This window comes from Mycobacterium cookii (assembly GCF_010727945.1).
Lineage (GTDB): Bacteria > Actinomycetota > Actinomycetes > Mycobacteriales > Mycobacteriaceae > Mycobacterium > Mycobacterium cookii.
In genome coordinates, this window is record NZ_AP022569.1 from 405,220 (window position 1) to 427,084 (window position 21,865).

Here is a 21,865-nt window from a genome sequence, read left to right on the forward strand (position 1 = left end):
CCCGCGATGCGAATCTGAAACGGTATCTGCCCCTCACCTCCTGTGGTTGGTGTGGCTGATCGTGCTGCCCGAGTTGAAATCTAATATATCAGATGTTAGACATCGATGATGACTTCGAAACGACAGATGGCTCTCGTCGCCTTCATGCAAGCGGGCAGCACCTCGGTCTATGCCGGCTCGTGGCGTCACCCCGCCACCGAGCACGGTTACCTCGATGCGTCCTACTACGCCAAGATCGGCCGGCAACTCGAGCAGGGCTGCTTCGACCTGATGTTCTTCGACGACCGGCTCGCGATGCCCGGCATCTACGGCGGCTCGGTCGCTGACGCCGTCAAATACGGCGCGCGCCCGGTGAAGCTCGACCTGTCGATCGTGCTGGGTGTGCTGGCCCAGGCGACCTCGCGTATCGGGCTGGGCGCGACCTGCTCCACGACCTACTACCCGCCCTTTCACGTGGCCCGCACGTTCGCCACCCTCGATCACCTCTCCGGCGGCCGGGCCGCCTGGAACATCGTCACCTCGGTCAACGACAGCGAGGCGCAGAACTTCGGCACGGACTCGCATCTGGGCCACGACGCCCGCTACGACCGCGCCGAAGAGTTCCTCGATGCCACCGTCGGGCTGTGGGACACCTGGGAAGACGACGCGATTTTGCACGACCGGGTCAACGGCATCTACGCCGACTCGGACAAGGTGCACGAGCTGCACCATCATGGTGACTTCTTCTCGGTGCGGGGTCCGCTGACGGTGCCGCGCACCCCGCAGGGACGACCGGTGCTCATCCAGGCCGGATCCTCGGGCCGCGGACGCGAATTCGCTTCGCGCTGGGCCGATTTGATCTTCACCGGCGACCCGGGCATCGAGGTCGCGCGCAACCACTACGCCGACCAGAAGGAGCGCATCGGCGCAGCGGGCCGCGACCCGGATTCGGTCAAGCTCTGCCCGATGGCCTATGCCGTCGTCGGCGAGAGTGAAGATCACGCCAAGGAGCGCGAGCGGGTCTTTCTCAACGACCTCGTGCACCCGATGGCGTCGCTGACCCTACTCTCGGAGCTGATGAACTACGACTTCGCCAAACACGACCTCGACGACCCGATCACCGACGAGCTCATCGACTCGGTGTCGGGCATTCGCGGCCTGGTGCAGAATCTACGCGCCCACATCGGTGACAAGATCACCCTGCGTGACCTCGCCGGTCATCGGGCGACCCTGCTGCAGGGCCCGCGGTTCGTCGGCACCGGAAAGCAGGTGGCCGATCAGATGGAAGAATGGTTCCATGGTGGTGCCTGCGACGGATTTGTCTTGGCTGCAACGCATCTGCCCGGTGCTTTCGAGGACGTGGTACGGATGGTGATCCCGGAATTGCAGCACCGCGGGCTGTTCCGCGAGTCCTACAGCGGATCGACGTTGCGCGATCACCTCGGTTTGCAACGGCCGGCCGGCGTGCCCGTCACAGCATGATGCTCGACGGCATCCGGGTTCTCGATGTCGCGACGCTGGCGGCAGCACCGCTGGCCGCGACATATCTCGGCGAGTTCGGTGCCGACGTCATCAAGATCGAACAGCCCGACGGCGGCGACCCGATCCGCACCTGGGGTAACCAGGTCGACGGCGTCGGGCTGATGTGGAAGTCGTTGGCGCGCAACAAGCGTTCGATCACCCTCAACCTGCGCGTCGCCGAAGGCCAGGCGCTGCTGCGGCAACTCGTCGAACACGCCGACGTGGTGATCGTGAACACCCGGCCGGCGACCCTGCGCAAGTGGGGGCTGGACTATCCGGCGCTGAAGGCGGTCAACGAGAAGATCGTCATGCTGCATATCACCGGCTACGGACTGACCGGACCGAAGAGTGAGCGACCCGGCTTCGGCACGCTCGGCGAGGCGATGAGCGGCTTCGCCAACATCACCGGCGAGGCCGGCGGACCGCCGACGCTGCCGCCGTTCATGCTTGCCGACGGAGTGGCGTCGCTCAACGCCGCGTACGCGGTGATGATGGCGCTGTATCACCGTGACGTGCACGGCGCGCCGGGGCAGCTGATCGACATCAACCTGATCGACCCGCTGGCGCGGCTGCTCGAGCAGACGCTGCTCGGCTACGACCAGCTCGGTCTGGTGCCGACCAGGGCGGGCAACCGCTGGGACATCTCGGCGCCGCGCAACACGTACCGCACCGCCGACGACAAATGGCTGGCGATGTCGGGCAGTTCACCGACGTTGGCGCTGAGGGTGTTTCGCGCGATCGGGCGCGGCGACCTGGTCGACGACGCCGACTTCTCCGATCCGCAGCGACGGCTGGCGCGGGCCCTCGAGGTCGACCAGGTGGTCGCCGACTGGGTGGCCACCAAGACGCTGGCCGAAGCGATGGAGATCCTCGACGCGGCCGAGGTGGCCGCCGCTCCGGTCTACGACATCACCGATCTCGTTGCCGACGAACAGCTTTCGCATCGCGAGGTCTTCGTCAAGGTCGGCGACGACGAGCTCGGCGCGATGACCGTCCAGGCTCCGGTGCCGCGGTTCTCCGGCGCGACGGGACGCGTACAGCACCTCGGCCCGCGGATCGGCGAGCACAACATCGAGGTGTACGGCGAACTGCTCGGGCTCACCGGCACTGACATCGACGGCCTGCGCGCGAAAGGTGTGCTGTAGATGACCTCACTGCTGCGCCGCTCCGAACTTGCGGTGCCCGCGGCCAACGACCACATGTTCGCCAAGGCCGCCGCATCGGACGCCGACCTGGTGTTCCTCGACTTGGAGGACGCCACCGCGCCCGCGCACAAGGAGGCCGCGCGCGCGAAAGTTGTCACGGGCCTCAACGAACTCAACTGGGGACGCACCGTGCGGGCGGTCCGGATCAACGGCCTGGACACCCAGTGGTGCCACGACGACATCATCGAAGTCGTCACCGGCGCCCGGGATAACCTCGAGACCATCATCATCCCGAAAGCGCTTCGGGCACGCGATGTTTGGTGGGTCGACGTACTGCTCAGCCAGCTGGAGGCCAAACTCGGCCTGTCGCGCCAGATTCGGCTCGAGGTGCTCATCGAAGAGGTGGAGGGCCTGGCCAACGCCGAGGAGATCGCGGTGGCCAGCGGACGGCTGGACGCGCTGATCTTCGGGGTCGGTGACTTCTCGCTGTCCCAGGGCGCCCGGGTAAACACCAACTTCGACCCGCTCGGCGAATATCCCGGCGACTTCTGGGCATACGCGCGCAACAAGGTGATCGTCGCGGCCCGCATCGCCGGCATCGACGCGATCGACGCGCCCTATCCCGACTACGGCAACCTCGAGGGCTACGAGCGCGACGCGCGTCGGGCCGCGCTGATGGGTTACACCGGCAAGTGGGCCATCCACCCGAGCCAGATCGCCGTCGCCAACGCGGTGTACGCGCCGACCGACGAGGAGATCGCGCTCGCCGAGCGCAACGTCAAGGCCTACCGCGAAGGCGAACAGAAGGGTCTGGGCGCGGTCGGCGTCAACGGCGTGCTGGTCGATGCGGCACACGTCAAAATGGCCGAGGCCACCCTGCAGCGTGCCGCGCTGATCGGGCGGGGTCCCGCCACGGGCTGAGGAGACGACCAATGAAGACTTTCACCGACGAAGAGATGGGCCAACTGCTGCCCTCCGCCAAGACCTATAGCGTCGTAATCCTGAAACGGGGTCCGAAGTTCGGCGACGATTCGACACCCGGCATCGTCTGGGAACACGGTCGGCGCAACTTCGGGTTACGCGACGACGGGGTGCTAGCGGTGGTCCTGCCGGTCACCGACGGCTCTGAGGTCTGCGGCATCGCGGTGTTTGCGGCCACCGTCGACGAGACCACCGCAATCATGGGCGACGACCCCGGAGTCGCAGCGGGCGTCTTCACCTACGACGTGCACGCCTGTCTTGGATTCCCCGGGGACTCGCTGCCCTAGCTGTACTGACCACGGACGTTGGTGACGGCGTGGTGTGGTGACAAAGCGAAGACCTCCGAGTGAAGTGCGAGCTGTCTAGGAAAGCACTCACACACCGGAGGTCTTCGTGTCTCACCGTAATGCCCCTTTGTCGGAGCTGGGCCGTCTGCGTTTAGCGCGTTGTGTTGTCGAGGATGGTTGGCCGCTGCGGCGGGCCGCAGAGCGCTTCCAGGTTGCGGTGAGCACCGCGGCGCGCTGGGCAAGCCGGTATCGCGCGTTCGGTGAGGCCGGCATGGCCGATCGGTCCTCGCGCCCGCATCACAGCCCAACCGGACCCCGACGCGCACCGAGCGGCGCATCATCGGGGTGCGTGTTACTCGACGCTGGGGACCAGCACGTATCGGTTACCTGCTCGGAATTCATCCCTCGACGGTGCATCGGGTCCTGACCCGATATCGGCTGGCCAAATTACGCTGGCTGGATCGCCCGACCGGGCGCGTCGTGCGCCGCATGCACTCCGAGCACTGTGGGGATCTGGTTCATGTCGACGTCAAAAAGCTGGGCAAGATTCCCGCCGGCGGTGGTTGGCGCATGTTGGGCCGCTCGGTAGGCCAACGTCACTCCCAGGCCGATAAGTCCAGCGGGAAACGCAACGGGTACCGCAATCCTGTGCGCGGCTATCACTTCCTACATACCGCCCTGGATGCACACTCTCGACTGGCCTACAGCGAGCTGCTGGCCGACGAGCGAAAAGACACCGCAGCAGGGTTTTGGCTGCGCGCTAACGCATGGTTCGCCGAATCCGGCATCACCGTACGGAAAGTGTTGACCGACAACGGCTCCTGCTACCGCTCGCACGCCTTTGCTGACGCCCTGGGTCACATCGAACATCGCCGGACCCGACCCTATCGACCCCAGACCAACGGCAAAGTAGAGCGGTTTCACCGCACCCTGGCCAACGAATGGGCCTACGCCCGGCTCTACCGCAGCGACGCCGAACGCTGCCAGGAATTCACCACCTGGCTGCACACCTACAATTTCCACCGCGGCCACACCGCACTCGGCGGCCAACCACCCGCCACCCGCGTACCTAACCTCTCAGGTCAGTACACCTAGCCCGCTAAACCAGCTCGGGCACCCGCAGGTGTGCCACCGCCAACTCGAACTCGCCGACGTCGTGCTGGTCGGCGCCGAGGTCGCGCAGCCGAGCGGTCCGCAGCGAACGGGCCTGCTCCTCATTGCGCTGCATCGCCTCGAGGCTGTCGAACGTCGACGACGACACCGCCCGCCACGAGGCACGGTCGATCATCAGGCTCGCGCTGCAAAAGCCGTCGAGCTCTTCGATCGCGGGCAGCACTGACTCCCGGTAGAACTCGATTGCCCGATCGAACTGCTCGGGCCGCACCCTAAGCCACGTGGCGCGCACACAGGCGCCCGGACCGGAGCGGTGATCGCGATGCAGTACCGCGATTTCCCACTCGTCGATCGTTGGGCTGCCCCCGAATTTCTGCGCCACCTCATCACGCACCGGGCGCACCTGCTGGGCGCTGGCATGCAGGGCGGCTTCGTTCTCCCATGCGGTGGTCGCGATACAACGACCGGACTCGCGGTCGACCAACAACGACAGGCCGACGCAGCCGTCGACCTCCTGGATTCTCGGCAGAACGGCGTCGCGAACATGCGCGACGCCGGCGTCGATCGACGACGGCTGAGCCTGGATAGTGGTGGAGCGCGCAAACATGATGAACCCTCCTCGTTCGGGGGCAGCGCCCCGGCGGCGCCACCGGTCCTTTGCTCACCTTCCTCTGCTGGATTCGCCATGACAATGGGCAAATCCGTCGGCTGAACCGGTGGAAACCGACGTGCCTTATTTCATGACGCCGGGTTGGGCTAGCCCGGCGGCGATCTTGTCGACGATGCGGCTGGCTTCGTCGGTGACGCCGGGTCCGCACGCCTTGACGTCGATGACGTAGTCAGACACCGCGTTCAGCACTCGTTGGCACGCATAGCCGTTGCCGTCGACCTCGGTGAAGCGTTGGAAGATTTTGGTGGAGCCGCCGGAGAAGTCACCGACGTCCCATCGGTAGGAACGGTTGTCGGAAAGATAGGTGGCCGTCGCGACTTGGCGGGCGCACTGCTTCCACTGGTCGGCCGATCGCGCCACGAATGCGGCCGCTCGGTCGGAGTTCGGCGGGAAGACCGCGATGTCCTGGTCGGCAAAGCGGTTGTTGCTCTCACCGGCCCGGTTCGGCCCACCTCGCTTCTGTATGACCGTCCAGGAAAGCTCCTGCATTCCGCTGTCCTGATACGTGGAGTCCATCCCCGGATAGAGCGTCGCCAGACAAATCTGTGGGGTCGTGGAAACCCAGCTGCTGTGTTTCGTCGCTCCTTTGCCGCTCTCCACCTGTCGCATATCGTCACCGCCCATGATGGAGTTGACGTCTGAGTCGCTGACGAGCAGGCCACTAAGCCGGTCGGAATTCTGTTGTGGGAAAGCAACTTTGAGGCCAATCCCGGCCGCGATCGAGGCAACCACGCCGACAACGCCGACGACGATCCAGCGCCGGCGAATCCGGCCCGACTTGGCATTGCGGTCGGAAATCGAGGGCGTCGGGGAAGGCGGGGGAGCCGGGGGAGGTGGGGGCGGCGGGATCGGCTGCGGTCCGGAAAACGCCGCCGGCATCACCGGATGCGGGATGGTCACCGCTGACGTCACCGCCGGCTCCGGAGCGGAGAACGGCCCAGACATTCCTGCCTGCGTGAATGGAACCGTGACTGCAGCGCCCGCGTTCGGCGATTCGATCGAGGCCAGGGTCGAGTCGATCTCGGTGCGGATCCGCCAGGTGACGTCCGCCCGGTCGCGTAGCAGTCGCAACAACTGGGTGAGGTCGCGGAAGGCGGCCGGATCGTGACGATCGTCGTCTAGTCGATCCTTGAGTTCGATCATCAGCTCGGCCTGCTGGTGCCGACTCAGCTCTGGGCGTGACAGGACCGCCGCGAGCCGCATCAGGTACGCGAACGGCACCTGTGGTTCGGGGGGTAGTGGCCAGGGCAGCGTCGGGACCTGAGCCTGCCGGTGCTGCACCGAGGAGAGCAGCCGGAAGGCGTTCTGCTTGGACGGGTCCCTGAAGTCGAGGATCTGTCGGGCCGCCAACGGGGTCACCCGCAGGCTGTCGATCGGCCCAATCTGGACGGGCAGGATCGGCCGTCGCAGCGCCTCGGCGTAGCGCAGCTCAGCCTGGCAGGGTTTGGACGCCAACGAGTTGTTGGAGACGGCGACGATGAATACATCGCAGCGGCGGATCTGCTCGAGTATGGCGTGCCACCACGCTTCGCCACCGCCCAACTCGTCGTCCCACCACACCTGCTGGCGATTGCGTCGCAACGTGGTCAGCAGGTTCTCTATCAGCGGTCGGTCTTGACTGGCGTAGCTGACAAAAAGCAAGAGTCTTCCCCCCGGGACAAACTCAGGAAATTTTCAGCAGTATAAGCATCGGGTTGATCGCTCGCCCGGTAATCAGGCGGGTTTGCGTGCCTAGCGTAGGAGTTAAGGGTGCGTGCCAGCCGTCGCGGCGGCATTCGGGTAGCGGGCCGCCGCTTCCCGTACGTCGACGATCTGCAGGCCCACCGAGGCAAGCATCGCGGGGATCGCCCTGATGAAGTTGGTGTCCCACTCGGCGATATCGGTAGGCAGCTGGTCCCATGGCAGAAAATGCGGGTCCGATTTCACCCCGGCGTCTCTTTTTTCCTGCTCCCAACGATCGTGCTCCATGATGCTCAACTTGGTGAGCTCGTCGCTGGTGAAGGTGAAATCCTTCGCCTGCCAGTCCCGAAGCGGCGTGATCTCGCATCCGATGCTGCGCAGTTTGACACCGATATGACGCGCCTGGGCACGGTTGGATTTCTTCAGTGACTCGTCCAGCTCGGACCACGGCGGTGGGTTCACCCCGTCGGGTTGCATCAAGCAGTAGCGGCGATGGATTTCGTGGGCGATTGCTTCGAACGACCCGCCTTCGACCAGGTCCACGCTGCATGTTTGCTGGATTGTTCTGAATACCGTCAGATTCGTGCCGTGCTGCGTCGTCGAGTTCTCCAGGAGGTCGGCAACCCCGTAGGCCTGCCACAGCGCCGCGACCACCGGCACCGCCGAGTCGAGCGCGTGGCGCAGCTTGAGCGCGGTCTCGACGGTCTGTTCGTCGCGCTGCGCGGTCACGTAGGCGCGGGAAATCGGGACCGCGGGCCGGGCGGTCGAGAGCCGCTGGAGATCGCGGGCAGAAGTGCAGTAGGCGGTGAACTCGCACACCTGCTCGAGGACCGGGTAGTTGGCCAGCAGACTGCCGATCCGCTGGTCCGCGTCGTCATCGACAACCGTGACCAGCAGCGGTGCGGAACTGTCCGCGCGTTCGTCCTGCCATCTGCGGGCCGCGTTCATCACCAGCTCGGAACCGAGTGTGTCGAGGTGAGCCAGCAGGATGTGCGGCTGCGTCGCCGTGTCGAACGGGTGCGCCTCGAGCAGCAGGCGCGCGCCGATCTCATCGGCGTTGAAGAAGTCCAGCGCCGACTCGTCGTCCCCGTGGTTGGACTCCTCGATCCTCAGAAACACACACAGGCTCGGGTTGTTGACCCGGGCCAGGCAGAGCAGTCGGCGACTGCCTTTGACCAACCGCCTTGCCCGCGTGACGATTTCAGTGTTGACGACGTCGTCTGGCGTTACGGCGAGTAGACGTGCGGCACGCTTGACTCCGGCCGCCTCCAGCGTCGACTTCAACTGCGCGTCGCCCACGATCACCGGGCCGCCCCACTGGCGGCAGGCTTCGATGCGTGGGTTACGCGCGTCTGCTTCGATGACAACCACCCGGTAATTCGCGGCGCGCAGCACCCGCAGCAACTCGAAGCCGACATCGCCCAAGCCGCACAGCACCACATGGTTACGTCTGAGCGGAATCAGCATCCGCTGCGCCCGGTCGTGCAGCAGCGCGATCAGTGCGATCAGCGCAGCCCACCCGGCCACGATCGGTGCCAGGTAGCGGGCGACATCCAACGCCAAGCCGACCTGGCTCTCCGGCTGTGGGGCGGCGTGCAGGAAGAAAAGTTTGCTGCTGCCGTATAAGGCGTCGGAGAGCGAATAGTGCACGTGCTCGGAGCCTTCGAGCGGCTCCCAGGTCAGGTAACCGAAGCAACCGAGCAGAAACGCGAAAACGGCGGCGGGCGCCAGCACCCAGTACAACCGGGGATCGGTCAGCACGGCCAGAATGCGCTGATGGACCGCCAGCGGAGGCGTGGCCTCGCCGTCGGCAGGCGATGCGGTCAACGTGCTTCCCCCCCGGGGGTTAGGCGATCAAAGGCCACCCCATCCTTTTTCGGAGGGGATCGTACCTTGACACCCGTTGGACTCGGCATCTCGAACGACGCGTACGTAGGCTGAACCGGTGAAAACCGATGTGCTGGATGTCGACACCGCGCGTCGCCGTACCGTCGATCTGACCGAGGCTGTGCGCGCGTTCTGCTTCCCGCTGGGTGACGGCCTGTGCAACGTGTTCGTCCCGCACGCGACGGCCGGGGTGGCGATCATCGAAACCGGGGCCGGATCCGACGACGACCTCGTCGACACCCTGGAACGGTTGTTGCCGCGCGACGAGCGCTACCGGCATTCGCACGGATCTGCAGGTCATGGCGCCGATCATGTGCTGCCGGCGATCGTCGCGCCGTCGATCACCGTGCCGGTGCACGGCGGTGAGCCGCTGCTCGGCACCTGGCAGAGCGTCGTGCTGGTCGACTTGAACCGGGACAATCCGCGGCGGTCGGTGCGGCTGTCGTTCGTCGAGGCGTGACTCGTCGAGTGTTCGGGCACCGTTGGTGGACCGGTACTGTAGTGCGGTCCAAATAGGCTGGACGCGGGCCGAAAAGAACAGGGTCAAAGAGGAAGCGGAAAAGTGCAGACACACGAGATCAGGAAGAGGTTCCTGGATCATTTCGTGAACGCGGGCCACACCGAGGTACCCAGTGCGTCGGTGATACTCGACGACCCGAACCTGCTGTTCGTCAATGCCGGCATGGTGCAGTTCGTGCCGTTCTTCCTCGGCCAGCGCACGCCGCCGTATCCGACGGCAACCAGCATCCAGAAATGCATCCGGACGCCCGACATCGACGAAGTCGGGATCACCACCCGGCACAACACGTTTTTTCAGATGGCCGGCAATTTCTCGTTCGGCGATTATTTCAAGCGTGCAGCCATCGAATTGGCCTGGACCCTGCTGACCAACAAGGTCGAGGACGGCGGCTATGGGCTGGATCCGGAAAAGCTCTGGGCCACAGTTTATTTGGACGATGACGAAGCCATAGCGCTGTGGCGCGAGATCGCCGGCCTGCCGGTCGAGCGTATTCAGCGGCGCGGGATGGCGGACAACTACTGGTCGATGGGCATTCCCGGCCCGTGCGGCCCGTCGTCGGAGATCTATTACGACCGCGGACCCGGGTTCGGGGTCGACGGCGGTCCGGTCGCCAACGAAGACCGCTACCTCGAGGTCTGGAACCTCGTGTTCATGCAGAACGAGCGCGGCGAAGGAATCGGCAAGGAGGACTACGAGATCCTCGGTCCGTTGCCGCGCAAGAACATCGACACCGGCATGGGCGTGGAGCGGATCGCGCTGGTGCTGCAGAACGTGGCCAACGTCTACGAGACCGACCTGCTGCGGCCCGTCATCGACCTGGTGGAGTCGCGTGCCCCGCGCCGCTACGACGTCGGCAACCACGCCGACGACGTGCGCTACCGCATCATCGCCGACCACAGCCGCACCGCCGCGATCCTGATCGGCGACGGGGTGAGCCCCGGCAACGACGGCCGCGGCTACGTCCTGCGCCGCCTGCTGCGCCGCGTCATCCGCTCGGCCAAGCTGCTGGGCATCGACGACCCGATCGTGGGCGATCTGATGGCGACCGTCCGCGACGCGATGGGCCCGTCGTATCCGGAACTGATGACCGACTTCGACCGGATCAACCGGATCGCGATCGCCGAGGAGACGGCCTTCAACCGCACGCTCGCGTCGGGCTCCAAACTGTTCGACGACGTCGCGGGCACCACCAGATCCTCAGGCGCGTCAGTGGTTTCCGGCTCGGACGCTTTCACGCTGCACGACACCTACGGGTTCCCGATCGAGCTCACCCTGGAGATGGCCGCCGAGCAGGGCCTGACCGTCGACCAGGCCGGCTTCCACGAGCTGATGCTGCAGCAGCGGCAGCGCGCCAAGGCCGATGCCGCCGCCCGCAAACACGCCCATGCCGACCTGACCGCCTACCGTGAGCTGGTCGACGCCGGACCGACGGAGTTCACCGGCTTCGACGAATTGACCTCCGAGGCAAGGATTCTCGGGATCTTCGTGGACGGCAAGCGGGTGCCCGTCGTCGCACACGCCGCCCACGGGGAGGCCGCCATCGCCGACCGGGTGGAGCTGGTGCTGGACCGCACCCCGCTCTACGCCGAGTCCGGCGGCCAGCTCGCCGACGTGGGCACCATCACCGGGACCGGGTCCGGCGGGAGCGCCCGGGCCGCCGTGACCGATGTGCAGAAGATCGCCAAAAGCCTGTACGTGCACCGGGTCAATGTGGAATCCGGCGAATTCGTCGAGGGCGACACCGTGGTCGCCGCGGTCGACGCAGGCTGGCGCAAAGGTGCCACCCAGGGCCATTCGGGCACCCACATGGTGCACGCCGCACTGCGGCAAGTGTTGGGGCCCAACGCCGTTCAGGCCGGTTCGCTGAACAGGCCGGGCTATCTGCGGTTCGACTTCAACTGGCAGGGTTCGCTCAGCGAGCAGCAGCGCGCCGACATCGAAGAGGTGACCAACCAGGCGGTGCAGGCCGACTACGAGGTGCACACCTTCGTCGAGAATTTCGAGAAGGCCAAGGCGATGGGCGCGATGGCGCTGTTCGGCGAGAGCTATCCCGAGCAGGTGCGGGTCGTGGAGATCGGCGGCCCGTTCTCACTCGAGCTGTGTGGTGGCACGCATGTGCACAACTCGGCGCAGATCGGGCCGGTCACCTTGCTCGGCGAGTCGTCGGTGGGTTCGGGCGTGCGACGCGTCGAGGCCTACGTCGGCCTGGAGTCGTTCAAGCATCTGGCCAAGGAGCGGGCGCTGATGGCCGGGCTGGCCTCGTCGCTGAAGGTGCCGTCCGACGAGGTGCCCGCCCGGGTGGCGAACCTGGTGGAGCGGTTGAAAGCCGCGGAGAAGGAAATCGAACGTAGCCGGTTGGCGAACGCGCGGGCCGCCGCGGCAAACGCCGCCGCCGGAGCCCAGCACATCGGTAACGTCCAGGTGGTGGCGCAGCGGATGTCAGCCGGGATGACGGGTTCCGATCTGCGCTCGCTGGTCGGCGACATCCGCGGAAAGCTCGGCAACGACCCGGCGGTGGTCGCGCTGATCGCCGAAGGTGGCGGCGGCGCCGTGCCGTACGCGGTCGCCGCCAACCGCGCCGCCCAGGACCTGGGCCTGCGGGCCAACGAGCTGGTCAAGCAGCTCGCCGGCGCAGTCGACGGGCGTGGCGGCGGAAAGGCCGACCTCGCGCAGGGCTCGGGGAAGGATTCCTCCGGCATCGACGCGGCGCTGGACGCCCTACGCGCTGAGATAGCCCGGGTCGGCTGAGTGGAGTCGTCGCACCGCCTCCCGGACCGGCCCGGAGGAGACGATCCGGGACCCGGGCGGCGGCTGGGCGTCGACGTCGGCACCGTGCGTATCGGGGTGGCGAGCAGCGACCCGGACGGCATTCTGGCCACCCCGGTCGAGACGGTCCGCCGCGAACGGTCCGGCAAGCATCTGCGACGACTGGCCGAACTGGTGGCGGAATCGAACATCGTCGAAGTGGTCGTCGGCCTGCCCCGCACCCTGGCCGACCGCACCGGCCCGTCAGCCCTGGACGCGATCGAACTGGCCGAAGCGCTGGCCGGCCGGATCGCGCCGGTTCCGGTGCGGCTGGCCGACGAGCGGCTGACCACCGTCAGTGCGCAGCGCTCGCTGCGGCAGGCCGGTATCCGGGCCAAGGGCCAGCGTAGGGTCATCGACCAGGCGGCGGCGGTGGCGATCTTGCAGGGATGGCTCGACGAACGCCGTGCCAAGCTGCCCGGGGAGGTCAACGGTGTCTGACGGCCGGGAGCGCGTACGTCGCGTGCGGCCGCGACCAGAGCAACGCGCGGCGCCTGTCGCGGTCGGGCCGTCGCGGCGGACACATTCGCGCGCCGAGCGGCTGCGCGCCGAGCGGGGCCGTCGGCGTAAGCGGATGATCCGGGCGTTCGCCGTCGGCTTCCTCGTCGCCGTGGTTCTGGCCGTGGTGTTCGTCGGCTCGAAGATGTGGCACAGCCTGGGCTCGCAGAACGACTACGCCGGCGACGGCAAGAAGGACTTGGTGGTCCAGGTGCACGCCGGCGACTCGACCACGGCGATCGGCGAGACGTTGCACAAGCAGGACGTCGTCAAGACCGTCAAGGCGTTCCTCGAGGCCGCCCATGGCGACGCTGCGATCTCGGCGATCCAGCCCGGCTATTACCGATTGCGCACCGAGATTCCCGCCGATTCGGCGGTGAAGCGGCTCGCTGACCCGCAGAACCGGGTCGGCAAGGTGGTGATCCCGGAAGGTCGGCAGCTCGACGACACCACCGACGTCAAGACCAACGACACCACTCCCGGCATCTTCACCATGATCTCCAAGGCCAGCTGCGTGGAATTGGACGGCGACAAGCGCTGCATCGCCGCGGCCGATCTGCGCACCGCGGCCGAAAAGACGCCGCTGGCGTCGCTTTCCGTGCCGACCTGGGCGGTCGGCGCGGCGACCGCGATGGGTGAGGATCACCGCCGGCTCGAAGGCCTGATCGCGCCCGGAACATTCAACGTCAACCCCTCGGCGGACCCGCAGACGATTCTGGAATCGCTGATCAGCGCCAGCACCGAGCAGTACGTGAAGTCGGGCCTGCTGGACACCGCGACGGCGATGAACATGTCGCCGTACAACGTCCTGGTGGTCGCGTCGCTGGTGCAGCGGGAGGCCAAGCCGCAGGACTTCGCCAAGGTGGCGCGGGTCATCTACAACCGGTTGGCCGAGCACCGAAAGCTGGAGTTCGACTCGACGGTCAACTACCCGCTGGACCGTCGCGAGGTGGCCACCACCGACGGCGACCGCGGGCAGACGACGCCGTGGAACACCTACGTGTCCGAAGGCCTGCCCGCGACGCCGATCTGCTCGCCGGGTGTCGATGCGCTGAAAGCCGCCGAGCATCCCGACGACGGCGACTGGCTGTACTTCGTCACCATCGACGCGCAGGGTACGACGCTGTTCACCCGCGACTATCAGCAGCATCTGGCGAACATCGAGTTGGCCAAGCGCAACGGTGTCCTTGATAGTGCCAGGTAGTCGGGCGCCCAGAAAAGCAGCTGTCCTGGGCTCGCCGATCGCCCATTCGCGCTCTCCGCAGCTGCATCTGGCTGCCTACCGGGCGCTGGGCCTGATCGACTGGACCTACGAGCGCATCGAATGCGGCGCCGACGAATTGCCCGGCGTGGTCGGTGCTTTCGGGCCGGAATGGGTCGGCGTGTCGGTCACGATGCCGGGCAAATTCGCCGCGCTGCAATTCGCCGACGAACACACCGACCGGGCCGGGCTGGTGGGGTCGGCCAACACGCTGCTGCGAACACCGGACGGTTGGCAGGCCGACAACACCGACATCGACGGAGTCGCGGGCGCCCTGGGTGCAGTGACCGGCGCGGCAGTGGTGTCGGGATCCGGCGGCACCGCGCCGGCGGCAATCGTCGCTCTGGCCGGACTGGGCGTCACCGATATCACCATTGCCGCGCGCAACCCGGACAAGGCCGCCGGTCTGATCGAGCTGGCCGGCCAGGTCGGCGCCGCGGCCCGGTTCTGCGATCTCAACGGTGACGCGGTGGGCGATGCCGTCGCTGCGGCGGGTGTACTGGTCAGCACGCTGCCCGCCGATGTTGCCGCGGCGTACACCGAGGCCTTCGCCGGCGCGCCGATTCTGCTGGACGCGATCTACGACCCGTGGCCGACACCACTGGCCGTGGCGGTCGAGGCGGCCGGCGGAAGGGTGATCAGCGGGCTGCAGATGCTGCTGCACCAGGCCTTCGCCCAAGTCGAACAATTCACAGGGCTACCGGCTCCGCGAGCGGCGATGGCGGCCGCGCTGCAATAGCTTGTCGCGCATGCGGATCGCGGCTGCGCTGGTGTGGATGATCACGCTCAGCGCCTACGACGTCCGCCACCGCCGATTGCCCAACTGGCTCACTCTCCCGGGGTTCGCGGTGGTCCTGCTCATTGCCAGTGCCTCGGGTCGTGGTGCGGCCGCAGCACTGGGCGCCGCGGCGCTGAGCACCGTCTACCTGCTGGTGCACCTGGCGTCGCCGACCGCGATGGGTGGCGGTGATGTGAAGCTCGCGCTCGGCCTGGGCGCTCTGACCGGTTGCTTCGGCGCCGACGTGTGGCTGCTGGCAGCGCTCGGCGCCCCGCTGCTGACGGCGGCCGCGGCCGTGGTCGCGGTGCTGCGCCGCTCGGGGCCGTCGGTTCCGCACGGCCCGTCGATGTGTCTGGCCTGCGTCGTCGCGGTGGGGTTGGCGGTATTGCCATGACGCAACTGGCAGCCTTTGGCAGTGCCGTGACTGGAGTCGGCAGCGGGTCCGGCCGGACGATCAGGGCATGACAAGCACAACGATTTCACGCCACACCGATGCACCGCGCCGTCGATCGATCAACGCCGACCTCGCCTTCTGGACGGCCGCCGGCGCGGTCGTCGCCGCGCTCAGCGCACCGCTCGCGCACTGGTGGGGGGTTTCCCGCGCGACGCTCGTCGTCGGCGGGTTGTCCTTTGCGATCCTCGGCCCTGTCCTGCTGGTCGGCCTCAACCGGACTCGCCCCACCCGCAGCCTGGTGGCCGCATTCGTGGTGACCAACTTCCTGCTGGCGCCGATCACCGCGGCGGCGGCATGGTTCGGCTGGCTGCCGTTGAGCACCGCGGGCAATTGGGCGCTGGCCGACGCAGCCGCGGTCATGCTGGTGCTCGGCGTCTGGCAGTTCACCGAACTGCGGCGTTGCTAGGCCGCAGCTGTGTTGCGGCCCCTCAGCGCGCTGCGCAATCCGTACCGCTTGCCCTGGATTTCGTGCGGCTCGGTATCAGAAAACTTCTTCTCGGAATGCGTTTCCGGTGCGTCGTCGGGGGTGCCGGGCAACCAGCTGTCCGGCACGGCGAGTTTGAGAATGGTCCAGAACGATTGCCAGTACTGCCGCAGCAGTGGCCCGGTCGTGTAGGGCAGGTCGTATTTTTCGCACACTTCGCGGACCCGGACGCTGATCTCGGCATACCGGTTACTGGGTAGGTCGGGGAACAGGTGGTGCTCGATCTGGTAGCACAGGTTTCCGCTCATGAACGCCATGATCGGGCCGGCGTTGAAGTTGGCCGAGCCCAGCATCTGCCGCAGATACCACTCGCCGCGGGTCTCCTCTTCGAAACTTTCCCGGGTGAACTTCTCGGCGCCGTCGGGGAAGTGGCCGCAGAAGATGACCATGTACGCCCAGTAGTTGCGGATCAGGTTCGCGATCGCGTTCGCCTTGAGCGTGTGCTTCCAGTTACTGCCGGCCAGGGCCGGGTAGACGATGTAGTCCTTGCCCGCCTGTTTGCCCATCTTCTTGCCCATGATGCGCAGGTCTTTTCGTGCCTCGGCCCACGTCTTTTCTTTCTTCCTGATCTTCGCGGATTCAATGTGGTGCAGCGCGACGCCCCACTGGAACAGCGTCCCCAGCAGCAGGTTGTAGACCGGGTTGCCGATCATCCACGGCGACCAGCGTTCGTCTCGCGTCACGCGCATGATGCCGTAGCCGACGTCGCTGTCCAGGCCGACGACGTTGGTGTATTTGTGGTGCACGAAGTTGTGCGAATGCTTCCACTGCGACGACGGGCACGCGGTGTCCCATTCCCATTCCGTGGAGTGCACTTCGGGATCGTTCATCCAGTCCCACTGGCCGTGAATGATGTTGTGCCCCAACTCCATGTTCTCGATGATCTTGGCCGACGCCAGGCTGGTGATGCCGGCCATGCGCGCGATCCTGCTGCTGCTGGCGAACAGCGCCAAGCGCCCGAAGGCGGCGAGCCCGCGCTGCAACTGAATCGCGCGACGGATGTAACGCGCGTCGCGCTCGCCCCGTGATTCCTCGATGTCGGTCCGGATCGCGTCGAGTTCAGCCGCCAGATCCTCGACGTCCTGAGGGGTGAGGTGTGCGTACGCCTTGATGTCGGTGATAGCCATGTGACCGATTTCCTCTCAAACTTTGATGGTGCAGTTGCCGGATGCTGTTGAAATGCATGTCTGTATCCGATCGCCGGCGCCATGTTCTTGACCCGAGCGAACGTCGCGGACGTGCCCGTCTTCCAACGGCAGCACGCAGGTCTGACAAATACCCATTCGGCAGCCGAACGGCATCTGAATGCCTTGCTTTTCACCCGCTTCCAGAATGGAGGTCGCGCCGTCGATCTCAATTGTCTTGTCCGAGATGGCAAACGTCACCGTGCCACCTTCACCGCCTTTGTCGGTGGCCGCGATGTTGAACCGCTCCATATGCAGCGCGTCGTCGATGTCGTTGTCCTGCCACACCTTTTCGACCGCGTCGAGCATGGCTCCGGGGCCGCATGCCCACGCGGATCGCTCGCGCCAGTCGGCGACGATGCCGTCCAGCTCGTCGAAGTCGACCTTGCCGTCGGTCTCGGTCAATTGAAGGTGGAGGCGGTAGCCGCTCTGCTCCTGCTCGATCTCGCGCAACTCGTCGTGGAAGATCACCGCATCCTGCGACGCGGCCGAGTGGACATGCACGATGTCCGGAAATTGACCACGCGCCCGCAATGACCGCAGCATCGCCATGACCGGTGTGATGCCACTGCCGGCGGTGATGAACAGCAGCGATTGCGGGGGCGGGTTCGGCAGCGCGAAATCGCCCTTGGGCGACGCCAGCCGGATGATGGTGCCCGGCTCGACGCCGTTGACCAGGTGGGCGGACAGGAAACCCTCCGGGGTCGCCTTCACCGTGATCGAGATGTTCTCGTCGCCCCGCTCGGGAACCGACGTCAACGAATACGACCGCCAATGCCACTTGCCGTCGACCCGCAGACCGATCCCGACATACTGACCCGGGCGGTAGTCGCCGGAGAACCCCCAGCCCGGCCGGATGACGACCGTCGCGGTGTCTTCGGTTTCGGGTTTGACCGCCACGATCTCGCCGCGCAGTTCGCGCGCCGACCACAGCGGGTTGAGCAGCGACAGGTAATCGTCCGGCAGTAGCGGCGTCGTCGCCCGTGCGGCCAGGCCGCGAACCATGTTCACCCACGATCCCGATGCCGAGTCCACGTCTTTCGCGGGCGATCTCGCCCAACGCACCAAATTCTTCAAGGGCGTAGTCATCGACGTCATCGACCGCCTTTCGTTGTCGCGCCTGCGCGCTGCTGTGACCGCAATCACGAGATGGCTACCCTACTGGCGAGTAAGTAAACCGCCGCGAGGCTTTTTCCTCGTCGACGCCGGTCATGGGAAGATGGGACTCGTGTTGCGATGGACCACTGCTGGTGAATCCCACGGCCGCGCGTTGGTGGCCGTGGTCGAAGGCATGGTCGCCGGGCTGACCGTGACGTCCGACGACATCGCCGACCAGTTGGCCCGTCGCCGCCTCGGTTACGGCCGCGGTGCCCGGATGAAGTTCGAGCGCGACCAGGTCACCGTGCTGGCCGGGCTGCGCCACGGCGTCACCCTGGGCGGCCCGATCGCCATCGAGGTCGGCAACACCGAATGGCCCAAATGGGAAACCGTGATGGCCCCGGACCCGGTCGACGAGGCCGAGCTCGAGGTGGCGCGCAATGCACCGCTGACCCGGCCACGACCCGGCCACGCCGACTATGCGGGCATGCTCAAATACGAGTTCGACGACGCCCGCCCGGTGCTCGAGCGGGCCAGCGCCCGCGAGACCGCGGCCCGCGTCGCGGCCGGCACCATCGCCCGGCAGTTCCTGCGGCAAGCGCTCGGCGTCGAGGTGCTGTCCCACGTCATCTCGATCGGCGAGTCCACGCCGTACGATGGCCCGCCGCCGCAGGCCGGCGACCTGGCGGCGATCGACGACAGCCCGGTGCGGGCGTTCGACAAGGCGGCCGAGGCGTCGATGATCGCCGAAATCGAAGCGGCCAAGAAGGACGGCGACACCCTCGGCGGCGTCGTCGAAGCGGTTGCGGTGGGTCTGCCCGTCGGCCTCGGGTCGTTCATCAGCGGCGACCACCGGCTCGACAGCCAGCTCGCCGCCGCGGTGATGGGCATCCAGGCGATCAAGGGTGTCGAGATCGGCGACGGCTTTACCACCGCACGTCGGCGCGGCAGCCGCGCCCACGACGAGATGTACCCCGGGCCCGACGGTGTGGTGCGCTCGACCAATCGGGCCGGCGGCCTGGAGGGCGGTATGACCAACGGCCAGCCGCTGCGGGTCCGCGCGGCGATGAAGCCGATCTCCACGGTGCCGCGCGCGCTGGCCACCGTGGACATGACCACCGGCGAGGAAGCCGTCGCGATCAACCAGCGCTCCGATGTCTGCGCGGTGCCGGCGGCCGGTGTGGTCGTCGAGACGATGGTGGCGCTGGTGCTGGCGCGGGCGGCGCTGGAGAAGTTCGGCGGCGACTCGCTGAACGAGACGCGGCGCAACATCGAGTCGTATCTGCGGTCGGTGGCCGAGCGGGAGCCGGTCAGCGATGTTCGGGCATCCGGGTAATCGTGATGGCTCCGAAAGCAGTGTTGGTGGGACTGCCGGGATCCGGTAAGTCCACGATCGGCCGGCGCCTGGCCAAGGCGCTCGACGTCGACATGCTCGACACCGACGCGGCCATCGAGCAGCAGACCGGACGGCGCATCGCCGACATCTTCGCCGTTGACGGGGAGCAGGAATTCCGCCGCATCGAAGAAGGTGTGATCCGCGCTGCGCTGTCCGACCACGACGGCGTGCTGTCGCTCGGCGGCGGTGCGGTCACTACGCCCGGTGTGCGCGACGCACTTGCCGGTCACACCGTTGTCTACCTGGAAATCAGTGCGGCCGAAGGGGTTCGGCGTACCGGCGGCAACACCGTTCGGCCGCTGCTGGCCGGGCCGGATCGTGCCGAGAAGTTTCGCGCGCTGATGGCCCAGCGGGTTCCGTTGTACCGCAAGGTCGCCACCATCCGGGTCAACACCAACCGCCGCAACCCGGGCGCCGTCGTGCGGCACATCGTCTGTCGTCTGCAAGATCCCAAACCCGGCAGCACCGTGCGCAACCGCCGCCGCCCGCCGTGGCGCCGCGCGCCGGCCCCGCAGGCGTCGGCTGTTGCTGAACCGCGGACCGGCCCGCCACCCACTCCCGCCACGCCGGCCGCGCTGGCGGCACGCAGACACGGCAGCGCCGAGGCAGGCAAATGACGGAACCCTTCGAACCGGTCACCATCGAGGTGGCCGTCGACCCGCCGTACCCGGTGGTCATCGGAACCGGGCTGCTCGGCGAGCTCAGCGACCAGCTAGCCGGGCGGCACCGGGTGGCCATCCTGCATCAGCCGGTGCTGACGCAGACCGCCGAGTTGATCCGAAACCATCTGGTCGACAAGGGTATTGACGCACACCGTATCGAGATTCCGGACGCCGAGGCAGGCAAAGACCTGCCGGTCGTCGGCTTCATCTGGGGAGTGCTGGGCCGCATCGGCATCGACCGCAAAGACGCTCTGGTCAGTCTGGGCGGGGGAGCCGCCACCGACGTCGCGGGCTTCGCCGCGGCGACCTGGCTGCGCGGCGTGTCGATCGTGCACGTGCCCACCACGCTGCTGGCGATGGTCGACGCGGCGGTCGGCGGCAAGACCGGCATCAACACCGACGCAGGCAAAAACCTGGTCGGCGCGTTCCACCAGCCGAGCGCGGTCCTGGTCGACCTCGCGACGCTGCAGACGTTGCCGCACAACGAAATCGCCGCCGGAATGGCCGAAGTCGTCAAGGCCGGTTTCATCGCCGACCCGGTGATCCTGGACCTGATCGAGGCCGACCCGCAGGCGGCGATGGACCCGTCGGGGGAGGTGTTGCCGGAGTTGATCCGGCGCGCGGTCGCCGTCAAGGCCGAGGTTGTCGCCGCTGACGAGAAGGAGTCGGCGCTGCGTGAAATCCTCAACTACGGGCACACTTTGGGCCATGCGATCGAGCGGCGGGAACAGTACAAGTGGCGGCACGGCGCCGCGGTCTCGGTGGGGCTGGTGTTCGCCGCCGAGTTGGGCCGGCTGGCTGGGCGTCTCGACGACGCCACCGCCGAGCGCCACCGCAGCATTCTGACGTCGCTGGGATTGCCGACCGGCTACGACGCCGACGCGCTGCCGCAACTGCTGGAGTTCATGGCCGGCGACAAGAAGACCCGTTCGGGGGTGCTGCGCTTCGTGGTGCTCGACGGGCTGGCGAAGCCCGGCCGGTTGGAGGGCCCGGACCCGTCGCTGCTGGCGGCGGCTTACGCGGAGGTGGGCACCAAATGACCATCAATGTCATCAATGGACCCAACCTCGGCCGGCTGGGCCGCCGCGAACCCGAGGTCTACGGCGACACCACCCACGACGACCTGGTTGCTTTGATCGAACGCGAAGCCGCTGAGCTCGGGTTGAAAGTCGTTGTGCGGCAAAGCGACAGCGAAGCGCAGCTGCTGGACTGGATCCATCTGGCGGCCGACGCGAAGGAGCCTGTCATTCTCAACGCCGGCGGTCTGACGCACACCTCCGTTGCGCTGCGAGACGCCTGCGCCGAGTTGAGCGCGCCCCTGATCGAGGTGCACATCTCGAATGTCTTTGCCCGCGAGGAGTTTCGGCACCATTCATACCTGAGCGCGGTCGCTACCGGGGTCATCGTGGGCTGCGGTGTGCAGGGCTACGCGCTGGCCCTGCGATATCTGGCCGGCCGTTAG

The 21,865-nt window shown here is 66.7% G+C and carries 19 protein-coding genes and 2 pseudogenes; 16 read left to right on the forward strand and 5 right to left on the reverse strand.

The features are described from left to right. Nucleotides 1-105 precede the first annotated feature (105 nt). The 5 genes and pseudogenes from G6N27_RS01995 (at nt 106) to G6N27_RS02015 (ending at nt 5,008) form a co-directional block, all read left to right on the forward strand. Nucleotides 106-1,461: an LLM class flavin-dependent oxidoreductase gene (locus G6N27_RS01995; protein ID WP_372513025.1), complete on the forward strand. Its 1,356-nt coding sequence runs from the start codon at nt 106-108 to the stop codon at nt 1,459-1,461. Then, nucleotides 1,461-2,645: a CaiB/BaiF CoA transferase family protein gene (locus G6N27_RS02000; RefSeq protein WP_163781196.1), complete on the forward strand. Its 1,185-nt coding sequence runs from the start codon at nt 1,461-1,463 to the stop codon at nt 2,643-2,645. The genes G6N27_RS01995 and G6N27_RS02000 overlap by 1 nt, the downstream gene beginning before the upstream one ends. Continuing rightward, nucleotides 2,646-3,566, forward strand: coding sequence for an HpcH/HpaI aldolase/citrate lyase family protein (locus tag G6N27_RS02005; protein WP_163774846.1), 921 nt, complete (start codon nt 2,646-2,648; stop codon nt 3,564-3,566). It begins immediately after the preceding gene. A gap of 11 nt (nt 3,567-3,577) precedes the next feature. After that, entirely contained in the window at nt 3,578-3,913 is a 336-nt protein-coding gene (locus G6N27_RS02010; RefSeq protein WP_163774847.1) for a hypothetical protein, read from the forward strand. A gap of 106 nt (nt 3,914-4,019) precedes the next feature. Further along, a pseudogene (locus tag G6N27_RS02015) lies at nt 4,020-5,008 on the forward strand (IS481 family transposase). 4 nt (nt 5,009-5,012) lie between these two features. Here G6N27_RS02015 and G6N27_RS02020 read toward each other — a convergent pair. The 3 genes from G6N27_RS02020 to G6N27_RS02030 all read right to left on the reverse strand — a co-directional run bounded on the left by G6N27_RS02020 (nt 5,013) and on the right by G6N27_RS02030 (nt 9,203). Next, nucleotides 5,013-5,633 (reverse strand): antibiotic biosynthesis monooxygenase, encoded by a 621-nt coding sequence (locus G6N27_RS02020; protein WP_163774848.1) that lies wholly within the window; start codon nt 5,631-5,633, stop codon nt 5,013-5,015. A gap of 126 nt (nt 5,634-5,759) precedes the next feature. Next, the gene (locus tag G6N27_RS02025) at nt 5,760-7,337 is read right to left on the reverse strand and encodes a sensor domain-containing protein (RefSeq protein WP_163774849.1); all 1,578 of its coding nucleotides are present in this window, start codon (nt 7,335-7,337) and stop codon (nt 5,760-5,762) included. A gap of 102 nt (nt 7,338-7,439) precedes the next feature. Beyond that, nucleotides 7,440-9,203, reverse strand: a complete 1,764-nt coding sequence (locus G6N27_RS02030) for a potassium channel family protein (protein ID WP_232064835.1) — start codon at nt 9,201-9,203, stop codon at nt 7,440-7,442. A gap of 130 nt (nt 9,204-9,333) precedes the next feature. Here G6N27_RS02030 and G6N27_RS02035 point away from each other — a divergent pair, with 130 nt between their 5' ends. The 7 genes from G6N27_RS02035 (at nt 9,334) to G6N27_RS02065 (ending at nt 15,985) form a co-directional block, all read left to right on the forward strand. Continuing rightward, nucleotides 9,334-9,723 (forward strand): secondary thiamine-phosphate synthase enzyme YjbQ, encoded by a 390-nt coding sequence (locus tag G6N27_RS02035; protein ID WP_163781199.1) that lies wholly within the window; start codon nt 9,334-9,336, stop codon nt 9,721-9,723. 102 nt (nt 9,724-9,825) lie between these two features. Further along, nucleotides 9,826-12,531, forward strand: a complete 2,706-nt coding sequence (alaS, locus tag G6N27_RS02040; protein ID WP_163774850.1) for an alanine--tRNA ligase — start codon at nt 9,826-9,828, stop codon at nt 12,529-12,531. Further along, nucleotides 12,532-13,029 (forward strand): Holliday junction resolvase RuvX, encoded by a 498-nt coding sequence (ruvX, locus tag G6N27_RS02045; protein WP_163774851.1) that lies wholly within the window; start codon nt 12,532-12,534, stop codon nt 13,027-13,029. Further along, on the forward strand, nt 13,022-14,290 hold the full coding sequence (gene mltG, locus G6N27_RS02050) for an endolytic transglycosylase MltG (RefSeq protein WP_372513038.1): 1,269 nt from the start codon (nt 13,022-13,024) through the stop codon (nt 14,288-14,290). The genes ruvX and mltG overlap by 8 nt, the downstream gene beginning before the upstream one ends. After that, nucleotides 14,280-15,086, forward strand: coding sequence for a shikimate dehydrogenase (locus G6N27_RS02055; protein WP_163774852.1), 807 nt, complete (start codon nt 14,280-14,282; stop codon nt 15,084-15,086). Before mltG ends, G6N27_RS02055 begins: the two co-directional genes overlap by 11 nt. Before the next feature lie 10 nt (nt 15,087-15,096). Next, nucleotides 15,097-15,519, forward strand: a complete 423-nt coding sequence (locus G6N27_RS02060) for an A24 family peptidase (protein WP_170308155.1) — start codon at nt 15,097-15,099, stop codon at nt 15,517-15,519. 67 nt (nt 15,520-15,586) lie between these two features. Then, nucleotides 15,587-15,985 carry a hypothetical protein gene (locus G6N27_RS02065; protein ID WP_163774853.1) on the forward strand — a complete coding sequence of 133 codons (399 nt, stop codon included), beginning with the start codon at nt 15,587-15,589 and terminating at the stop codon, nt 15,983-15,985. Here the strand turns inward: G6N27_RS02065 and G6N27_RS02070 are convergent. Together G6N27_RS02070 and G6N27_RS02075 are read right to left on the reverse strand one after the other, a co-directional pair. Continuing rightward, the gene (locus G6N27_RS02070; protein ID WP_163774854.1) at nt 15,982-17,190 is read right to left on the reverse strand and encodes a fatty acid desaturase family protein; all 1,209 of its coding nucleotides are present in this window, start codon (nt 17,188-17,190) and stop codon (nt 15,982-15,984) included. The genes G6N27_RS02065 and G6N27_RS02070 overlap by 4 nt on opposite strands. A 15-nt stretch (nt 17,191-17,205) precedes the next feature. After that, nucleotides 17,206-18,345, reverse strand: a complete 1,140-nt coding sequence (locus tag G6N27_RS02075) for a ferredoxin reductase (RefSeq protein ID WP_372513039.1) — start codon at nt 18,343-18,345, stop codon at nt 17,206-17,208. Nucleotides 18,346-18,475: 130 nt separating this feature from the next. Between G6N27_RS02075 and aroC the strand changes: the two genes are divergently transcribed. The 4 genes and pseudogenes from aroC (at nt 18,476) to aroQ (ending at nt 21,865) form a co-directional block, all read left to right on the forward strand. Continuing rightward, entirely contained in the window at nt 18,476-19,681 is a 1,206-nt protein-coding gene (gene aroC, locus G6N27_RS02080) for a chorismate synthase (RefSeq protein WP_163781205.1), read from the forward strand. Nucleotides 19,682-19,686: 5 nt separating this feature from the next. After that, nucleotides 19,687-20,199: pseudogene (locus tag G6N27_RS02085) on the forward strand (shikimate kinase); the annotation flags it as partial. 155 nt (nt 20,200-20,354) lie between these two features. Further along, complete coding sequence (aroB, locus tag G6N27_RS02090) at nt 20,355-21,443, forward strand: 3-dehydroquinate synthase (protein ID WP_163774857.1); 1,089 nt, start codon at nt 20,355-20,357, stop codon at nt 21,441-21,443. Continuing rightward, on the forward strand, nt 21,440-21,865 hold the full coding sequence (gene aroQ / locus G6N27_RS02095; RefSeq protein ID WP_163774858.1) for a type II 3-dehydroquinate dehydratase: 426 nt from the start codon (nt 21,440-21,442) through the stop codon (nt 21,863-21,865). The genes aroB and aroQ overlap by 4 nt, the downstream gene beginning before the upstream one ends.